This is a genomic window from Ruegeria sp. AK11 (assembly GCF_056541095.1).
Genome location: NZ_JBQFXU010000023.1, coordinates 1 through 8,929 on the forward strand (window position 1 = coordinate 1; position 8,929 = coordinate 8,929).

Here is an 8,929-nt window from a genome sequence, read left to right on the forward strand (position 1 = left end):
CATCAGAACGCGGCGTAGATTGAAACTGCGGCGAGCCTGATCCTCCTAAGCCAATCAAACGCTCGTGTTCCAAATCATTCGATGACGGACAGCTAAACGAGTGCCAAATAGGTTGCCCGCATCGCAGAATTGTAAGCACTGTTGGCATGGCCCGCCTAAGGCTTCCTGTAACCACATATACGGAAGTCAGCGACGGTCGTTACCGAGTTCAAATTGACTGATGCCGCGCGAAGCTCCAATTACAGCAATGCGCAGAAAGCGGCCTTTGCAAAGTTTAACGAACGGCCCAAAGCGTGGTAGGCCTGTTGCGTTGAGAACCGCTGAAATCAACCCAAAGCGGACGACGAAAAGATGGCCAATCGGCAAAGGTTTTTTGCGTTTTCCTAACAGCGGCTACTCAATTGCCTTGCGAAATGTCTCCGTCAGCCGTTTGTTCAAACCGTGATGAGGTTCGGCTGAAGAACCGTAGTGCAACTCCGCCAAAGCAGCGATGTCATTGAAAATGACTACGGAGCCGCCTTCTTCATTCGCGTAAACCAATAGTTTTTGGCAAAAGGCATCCAAACCAATTGCCGGAAAGTCCGCCATAGCCACACCACCGGGCGCTGGTCCGCCGAATAGCAAGAGAACAGCATCCGGCAGCTCCGTCCCCAGTTGGGACGCTTCGGCCGCAAAATCGATCTCCCCAAACCAGACTGTATCGTCCTGTCCCATCACAGCTGTCCTGACACGTTCCACTGCCTCTGGAACGCTGAGCTCAGATCGCAATTCGATGATGCCATGGTTTGCAACTAATCCTTTGGTCGGCGCTGGTGCTGCATCCAAGTCGTTCAGGACTTCGAGCAACTTGTTCTCAAATGCATTCAACGCTTGGGTATTGATTAGACCATGCCGAACTTTGAGAAACTGAGAGTCTGTGTATTCGATCTGCGGTCGACCATCCTGATCGAATGAAAGAACGCGAAAAGGAAGGTCCAGACCTGCACGTACGTTCTCCTCCAGTATAGGTGTGTTTACCTCTGGATCAGAGAAAACGAGTACACGAGATGCTGGCATTTCGACGCCTTCGGCCTTGGCCAGGCGCGCGTGATCTATCGATGCGATTGGAGTAGCTCCCGCTTCGGCAACGGCAGTCTCAATCCCTAAGAAGTTTTCGTCCACCGCAGTCTGGGCAGATGAAGATTGTGCAAAAGCGGATGTCGAAACTGATAGAGTTGCAATCATCGAGAAAACAAAGCCAAACCTCACCATTTTACTACTTCCTGTTTCACCGTACTTTTTTAAGAGAAACCGCCGCCAGAGCTGCAAAAGCTATCTCGGCTGCAAGATAAAAGAGAAGTATCCCGTTCGGAACTCCATCGATAAGGATGCTTAGTATGCGTCCAACGGCCAGTCCTGACATAAACAAAAAAAGAACCCACAGCGCGGGGCGTTGTAATTCTGGTTTTGAAGCGGCTGCCAACCAAAACAAAGCGTTTGCCAGATAAAGACCCATAATCGCTCGGAAGACATGCGTCAGGTTCGTCCCTTCCACTGGAAATCCCAGCAAAACTGGGATCGAACGGCCGGGCATCAGACCGTATGACAACGCAATTGGCACGAGGCCGACGGCAGCAAGCAGAAGGACTAATCTAGCACTCATGGAGGACTCCTTCTCGTAGAGGTTTCGCTTTTTGCGAAATTCCTAGTCGGTTATTTTGGGCATCCGATGATCCGAGCCGGATGCCCACGCTGCGGTGGGAAAGGCGTATTGGTTGCCTCGCTTCCTCTACTGAGAGATGCCGCCTTCGGTTGATGTTTGTTCTTCAACATGGTCTTGATTGGCGACCGGCTTCCCGCGCGGAGGGAACTCCTCGAAAGTAGCGAGATGTGCCTGCACTAACCGGGCGGCTGGGCCGAATGCCCACATTTTCTCACCCATCCAGCGGACGTACATACCGCTTTCCTCCGCAGCTTTTTCGTAGGGATCGCGGCGGAGGTTGAAAAGCAAGGGGGCGACCAATTCTTCCTTCGGGCCTGACCAGCCGTGGTTTTGAACGACAAAGTGCGCTTTCCAATCGTTGTAGCGTACTGCTTGGAGGTCTGTACCCTGATAGTAAATCAGCTCGCGGCGATTGCTCTCTTCATCCTCACCCGTCAGGTAAGATAGTTGATTGTAGCCATCGAGATGCACTTTATAGCCTTCATATCCCTCTAGGAGCTTTTCTCTTAGATCTGTCGGACCTCCAGCCGCAGCTACAAATGTTGGCATCCAGTCCATTCCGCTGAAGATGCCATTCAAGACTTGACCTTCTGGAATTTTGCCCGGCCAGCGAATAATCGCAGGAACTCTAAAGCCACCTTCCCAGGTAGTACCCTTTTCCCCATGAAACGGTGTCGTACCACCATCAGGCCACGTCAGTGTTTCCGGGCCATTGTCTGCGGTGAACATCACTATGGTATTATCGGCGACTCCCAGATCCTCAAGGTGGCTGAGAACGTTACCAACGTTGTTGTCCAACTCCTTCATGACAACATCCTGAAGTCCGCGCCCATTGCCCAACATAGCTTCGTATTCGGGGCTGAGGTGGGTCCAGACGTGTGCACGGGCTGGAGCCATCCAGACAAAAAACGGAGTGTCCGACTCTACTGCACGAGAAATGAAGTCCTTCGTGTGAGATGTCACTTCGTCATCCAAAGTCTTTTGGCGCTCAGGAGGCGCAGGCCCGTCATCAATAATGCGCTGCTTCCCGACTTTTCCAAATCGCGGGTCGACTGTTTCGTCTACCTCCTCTGTTGCAAATGAATGAATGATGTTGCGAGGCGCAAATTGCGCGTTGAATTCTGGGTCGTCTGGCCAATCCGGATCAGACGTATATTCCATAGCATTCAAGTGATAGAGCCAACCCCAATACTCGTCGAAACCTTTTGCAGTCGGTAGGAACTCATTGAGGTCGCCTAGATGGTTTTTTCCGAACTGCCCCGTCGTATACCCCAACTTTTTCAGGAACATCGGAAGCGTTGGGTCATCTGGGTTTAAACCTACCGGATCTCCCGGCAGTCCAACCGTGTGCATACCAGTCCGTATTGGCAATTGTCCGGTCATGAAAGCTGATCGACCGGCAGTACAACTTGGCTCGGCATAATAATCTGTGAGACGAGCACCCTCAGAGGAGAGGCGATCCAAGTTCGGCGTCTCGATGCTTTTGACACCTCCGTGGTAAACGCCGACGCTCGCCCAACCTACGTCATCTGCCATGATGACAAGAATGTTGGGCGGGGTATGTTCGTCGGCCCAAGCTCCAGTGAAAGCAAAGCAGACGGCACCCGTTACTGAGATAAGCTTGTTCATTAAGACCTCCCGACTTGGTACTTCTTACCAACCATAGGAAAAACATCGGCTTAGAGGAACGGTCTGATTTGTTAACTTTTTGGGCTCAGCACCTTGGTGCAAGAAATTTCTTCGACCAAAAAGCCCGCCAAGCCGGAATTGCAAAGTCCTGGGTTGAATGTCCGGTTTGGGCTGGAAACAGTCGTCGCCGATTGAAGCAATGAGCGATTGCTTAGAACCTTTCGAGGACATTGCGCTAAAATTGGATTGGCCCTTGGCACGATTTGTCTGCGATAGTTTCGAGCTTTGGCATCCTGACCAACTCTACGGCTTAACACCAGCTTTCTTCAAGCCTTCGACCAAAAGCGCATTGTGTTCGGGTAGACGGAAGAGGATCAAAGCTCCGGAGACAATGCTGTCTAGGAACGCTGGGGCGAAATCCGCCAGCGCCTGCTCATGTGGCAGGCCTGCTTCGGCGCGCCCGAGGTGGGCGGCACTGGCGATCATAAGAGCCCGGCGGATCGGCGCACGCGGCGTCATCTGAATGGCGTGCTCACCCCAACGCATTGCGTCTTCAAAATCAGCGTCGGCGAAGGCAGCTTGGGCGAGCGCCAGATAGGCGTCTCCTACCCAGAGGTCAGTGTCGCGTGGGGAAAGCTGGAGGGCAAGGTGGGCATGTTCGCGCGCCTGTGTGGTTCGGCCGACCAAAGATTCATGCCAGGCCATGAAGAAGATGTTCCGGGCAAAGTTCGGGTTCAGTGTGAAGCCCAAACTGAAGTCGGCGTTGGCCCCGTCAAAATCTCCACGGAAATGACGAACCATACCGCGAACGCATAAGGCGCGCGGGTCGAGTTGACCACCAAGAAACAGAGGTTCAACGCTTTTATCAGCTAGGCCCAGGTTTTCGGTGGGGTCCTCATCGAACTGGTATAGATAACGCATCAGGTAGGCAAACGCTTTGATCCAATGGGCCTGGACGTTGCGCGGGTCGAGATCAATGGCGCGATCAGAGACCGATATGACCTCATCGAACTTATCCTGAGAGTAGAAGCCTCCCGCGTAGAAGATCGCCATTGCACGTAGCGAGAGGTCGTAGGAGTTGAAGTCGATATCTCGAGCCACAGACGCGCGATCTATTTCGGCAATGGATATCTGGGGGGCGATGGCGCCGACCACGCTGCGTGTAATCTCATCCTGTAACGCGAAGATGTCGTCTAGCGTGCGGTCGTAGCGCTCGGCCCAAACATGGGCTCCATTTGTGCAGTCGATGAGTTGGGCAGTAATGCGTACGCGGTTTTGGGCTCGACGGAGGCTACCCTCTAGCATGTAGCGAACACCGAGTTCTCGAGCGATATCTATATGGGTGACGGGGCGACCCCTGAACGAAAATGAGGAGTTGCGGGCGATGACGAAAAGCTCGGGAAAGCGCGAGAGCTCTGTGATGATGTCTTCGGAAACGCCGTCACAGAAGTATTCCTGTTCTGGATCATTGGACATGTTCTGGAAGGGCAAGACAGCGATGGAGGGTTTGTCAGTGGGTTGAGATTGGTTTTGCGTGGAATCTGATTTGCCCTCCATCGCCAATTTGTAGGCGCGAACTGGCTCGGAGATGTTTTTGAGCGCTACTTCGCCAAGGTCTATGATGTCGTGTTCGATTTTGCCTCGAACCTGCCGGCATGCGTCGTCAGACAGTATGACACCGCCTGGGTCAGCGATGCCTTCGAGTCTTGCGGCAAGATTAACACCCTCGCCATAAATGTCGCCCTCGTCCAAGATTACGTCTCCAATGTGCAACCCTATTCGGAAGCTGATCCGGCTTTCGGTGGGGCTCTCGGCTTCGGCGGCGTGCAGCGCCTTCTGGAGCGTCGCTGCGGCCTCAACGGCAGAAACGACCGAGCTAAAAAGTGCAAACAGGCCATCACCGGTAAGCTTGATAATCTCACCTCCGGCACTTTCGATACTTGGATTGATGATGTCCCGTCGTAGGTCTTTGAGACGAGCAAGTGTTCCCGCCTCGTTAGCCGCCATAAGCCGTGAGTAGCCGACCATATCGGCGGCAAGTATGGCGGCAAGTCGGCGTGTCATGCGCATTTCCCAATAGCAACCTTTTTTCGAATCTATCAAGTTCGGCAGTAGTGTGCCAACTTTCGAGAATGTCCGCTTCGGGCTGCCACCGGTCATTAATGTGAAAAGTAACGAAAGGCGACAACAAGCCCAATGCGGGCTTTGCCAACCTTTCAAATCAGCATCATCCCCGACCATTTCAGTTCGAGTTTCAATCCCTAGCGGGCAAGGCAACCTCGCCTTCCCAGTCAGAAATACGGTGCGGTAGCGCCAGGAGTTTTGACGCCACACGTGTTTTGGTCGTTCCACTTCCAGTCATCCCCGAATATTTGCCGGTGGAGGAAACAATCCGCCAGTTGTTGACGCCGAAGGCAACAACCTCCCATCTCATGGTGAACGTGTCCTCTTCTTCACCATAAACACAGACGCCACCGCCGCTGACACCGCTGGGTCCGCCGAAACCCGAGCCCACGCACCGGACAAAACCAGGATCGATTGGTCCCTCGTCAACGGTATAAGTCCCATAGTTGTCCTCTTTCCAGAACACGTCCTCGCCCGCGGAAATTTGCTCTTGGTTGACGACATAGAAGTTCGTTGCCGACACTTTCTCTGCAGCAGTCAGACAATGAGGCGCAAAGAGAACTGCGGGGATAAGCATTGAACGCAACATGTTGTTTCCTTCGACAGTGGGGCAAAACCAGCATGATAGAGACTACGAAATTTATTGCTAGGAAAGGAACGCATAGCCGGACCTGAAAAGTCAGCTTCGTCCCGCATCTCAGAGATTGCAAAGCTTAGTGATGAAGGTCCGCTTTGGGCTGCGACCAGCTATTCATGCAGGCCGCGGAGAATGGCCAAGTCGACTCTAAACCTACCGAATGCTGCGACCTGTACGAATTCCGGCGCAGCACAGAAAGCTGACTTTGCAAAGTCAAAAGACAGCCCAAAGCGGCATTCGTGGTACACTCTTGCGCCGAGGCGCGTTCAGCCACTTAAACGTGAGGTGGCGAAAGTCGACCGCCAACTCATAACTGTCTGAACGCGCAGGAAGAAACGAAACATCGAACGCAGAAGTTGGCCAATGTACTGGCGGCAACATCCGTTACGGCCCGGATCAGGGGGCTCGCTCACACCATACCCGCACCGACGATTTTACTAATCTCGAGGTTCGGTAGAGGCAAGTTCGAAAAGCAAGCGGTTTGGGTTCCTCATCCCCATAGGTTTGTCAAATCAACATCCCTACTGTCAGGTTCCCTTTCGTTGCTCAGCTTCTCAACTTGGAGCAGCATGGGGATATCAAATGTCGTGCCAGTTATTACGCACGCCCCCTTTGGCAACGTCGGAATCTGGCTTCTGGACACTGCGTCGAGCGTCGAAATCGTATTGTCCAGCAAGGCTAAATCCCTGTCATTTACAAGTCTGTGAATGAAATAGTTGTGAACCTGCGAGACTATGGTCGGAGAAATATCCGACGGTCTTTGACTGGCAAGAGTAACAAAGAAACCAAATTTCCGTCCTTCCTTAATAATCTCCTCAAAGAGCTCAAGGCGGTAGTCCTTCCAGCTTTCGGCTTCTCGGGCAGATTGCGTAGACAGAATGTTATGGGCTTCATCGATTACTAGGTGGGCCGTCGATGTCGGCGGAGAACTCGGAATATCCTTGTGAATTTCGTAGTAGTGTTTGGCGATTAAAATTGGCAGGATCTTCTTTATCTCTTGCTTTGTCTCCCTGAGTGAGATCACCGTGACGGTCTGCTGTGGTAGATTTGCGTCCTCAGTTACACTTATGACCTTTCGGAGATCGCCTTTAAGCGATTCAATTCGCCGCAAGAGAGGATGAATATGGTCGTATTGCGCGGAACCGCTTAGCACGTCTCTAATAATTTGGAGCGATGCCCGAACCTGCAATTCATCAAACCCTTCTAGTAGGTCAACATCCAAATCATCGACCTTGGTCAAGAACTCGGATTCCACAAACTCCTCATTGCTACTCAGAAACTGCCAGTTCTGTGGCCCGACAATAAAATGAAAGGTTTCAATGTTGGAGCCCCTCTGCAAACCAACTTTTTCGAGCGACTCCGTGAGTTCACCGTCTGGGTCGATTGTTCGAGCTAGGTGCTTCAGTTGCTCAAGGGCCTCAAGGCTCGGGTCCTTTGATTTTAGCACCCGTTCAAAGGTCGCTCGCAAGTATCGCGAAAGACTGTCTTCGATGTTGGCGTACTTGTTTCGACCCGATACTACACGGCGTAAGAACGGTTGTTGAGTATTTGCGGTCGCCTGAAACAGTATTCCTAGAGTTTCAGCGTCCCAGAATTCCTCGCTTCGCAACGTGAAGTAGTCCAGAGGTTCGCCCTTGGTCCTCAATCTCACCACTGTCTTGTACGGGGCTCCGACAAGCTGATCGCCGGTGTATTCCCCGTTAAAATCCAAGAATACAAATCTACTCTTGCCTTGCATTGCATCAACTTTCTCGTCGAACAGAGTTGTGAATAGCTTGGCTAAAGTGTTGGATTTCCCGCTGCCTGTATTGCCGAATATCCCAATGTGAGTATTAAAAATGTCTTGCCACGGCAAATAAATTGGCAAGTCTTCTTTCAGAAGCTGCCCGATTACAATGCCTTCGTGCTGTCGCCTTTCAAAGATGGTTTCAACTTTTCTTTGGGGAACAAGCTTCGCAAGGTCGCCGATCTTTGGCAGAAACTTGATGCCATCGAAAAAAGAGTCATCCTCAAAGTATCCAATAGGGCGAGCTTTTAGCTTGCGTACATGCTGGGCGCTGGGTCCGTCGCCGTCGACAAACTTTTCATCGAGGTATTCACCTTCGACGATGCAAACGATTTCGCGAAACCCGTGGCCGATGCTGATGAACTCCCGGATAGACACACCTTTGAAGGCTTCACCCTTATAGAAATGTGTCTCAAGGTTGGAACTCTCGTTGGCCCGAATTGTAATCTCGACGCCAACTACCGCTATGACTTCGCCGATCTCAATCATCCGGATCGCCCTCAGTCGTTGCGGGTGAAGTCGAGAATACTTCATTGTTGAAAGCCGTAAAATCTAACCTGCCGTCAACTCTTATGAGCTCTACGTTTCCAAATCCTTCGAATTTCTTCTCAAGGTCAGCCTTCGTACCGTCCGAAAAACAACAGATAAATACTTGCAAGGACGGGTTCGAAAGTGACCGCTTCACCAAACTTAGTATGTGCTCATCAGCGAACGAAAACCCAAACACAATAAAAACCGAGTTCGGTTTTTCGAGCTCGTAACTCAGCATTCTGAGTGATTGGTAGTAATGCTCCTCGAATACGGTTTCGTGGAACTTCCATTTTGTCGGATTAACTATCGGAAGCGTTTTATACTTTTCCCAAAACTCTTCGATCTGCTCCGGCGTTACTTCGACCTCAATTTCCTCTAAGTCATTTTCATTAAGAAGCTCGTTCAGCAGGGCCTCGTCAAATTCTTCCTTGTCCGTCATCGAATGATTTGGAACACGAGCGTTTGATTGGCTTAGGAGGATCAGGCTCGCCGCAGTTTCAATCTACGCCGCGTTCTGATG

The 8,929-nt window shown here is 51.6% G+C and carries 7 protein-coding genes; all 7 read right to left on the minus strand.

Annotated elements, in window-relative coordinates:
• Positions 1 to 393: 393 nt before the first annotated feature.
• The 7 genes from ACR0D9_RS20320 to ACR0D9_RS20350 all read right to left on the minus strand — a co-directional run bounded on the left by ACR0D9_RS20320 (position 394) and on the right by ACR0D9_RS20350 (position 8,848).
• A complete protein-coding gene (locus ACR0D9_RS20320) occupies positions 394 to 1,251 on the minus strand; it encodes a DUF302 domain-containing protein (RefSeq protein WP_480489022.1) in 858 nt (285 codons plus the stop codon).
• Positions 1,252 to 1,267: 16 nt separating this feature from the next.
• Positions 1,268 to 1,642 (minus strand): DUF4345 domain-containing protein, encoded by a 375-nt coding sequence (locus tag ACR0D9_RS20325; protein WP_480489020.1) that lies wholly within the window; start codon positions 1,640 to 1,642, stop codon positions 1,268 to 1,270.
• Between the two features lie 126 nt (positions 1,643 to 1,768).
• Complete coding sequence (locus ACR0D9_RS20330) at positions 1,769 to 3,331, minus strand: arylsulfatase (RefSeq protein ID WP_480484940.1); 1,563 nt, start codon at positions 3,329 to 3,331, stop codon at positions 1,769 to 1,771.
• Between the two features lie 303 nt (positions 3,332 to 3,634).
• Positions 3,635 to 5,395, minus strand: a complete 1,761-nt coding sequence (locus tag ACR0D9_RS20335; protein ID WP_170556818.1) for an adenylate/guanylate cyclase domain-containing protein — start codon at positions 5,393 to 5,395, stop codon at positions 3,635 to 3,637.
• 190 nt (positions 5,396 to 5,585) lie between these two features.
• Complete coding sequence (locus ACR0D9_RS20340) at positions 5,586 to 6,044, minus strand: hypothetical protein (RefSeq protein ID WP_480474019.1); 459 nt, start codon at positions 6,042 to 6,044, stop codon at positions 5,586 to 5,588.
• 538 nt (positions 6,045 to 6,582) lie between these two features.
• The gene (locus ACR0D9_RS20345) at positions 6,583 to 8,367 is read right to left on the minus strand and encodes an ATP-binding protein (protein ID WP_480540070.1); all 1,785 of its coding nucleotides are present in this window, start codon (positions 8,365 to 8,367) and stop codon (positions 6,583 to 6,585) included.
• Positions 8,360 to 8,848 (minus strand): hypothetical protein, encoded by a 489-nt coding sequence (locus tag ACR0D9_RS20350; protein WP_480540072.1) that lies wholly within the window; start codon positions 8,846 to 8,848, stop codon positions 8,360 to 8,362. Before ACR0D9_RS20350 ends, ACR0D9_RS20345 begins: the two co-directional genes overlap by 8 nt.
• Positions 8,849 to 8,929: the final 81 nt, after the last annotated feature.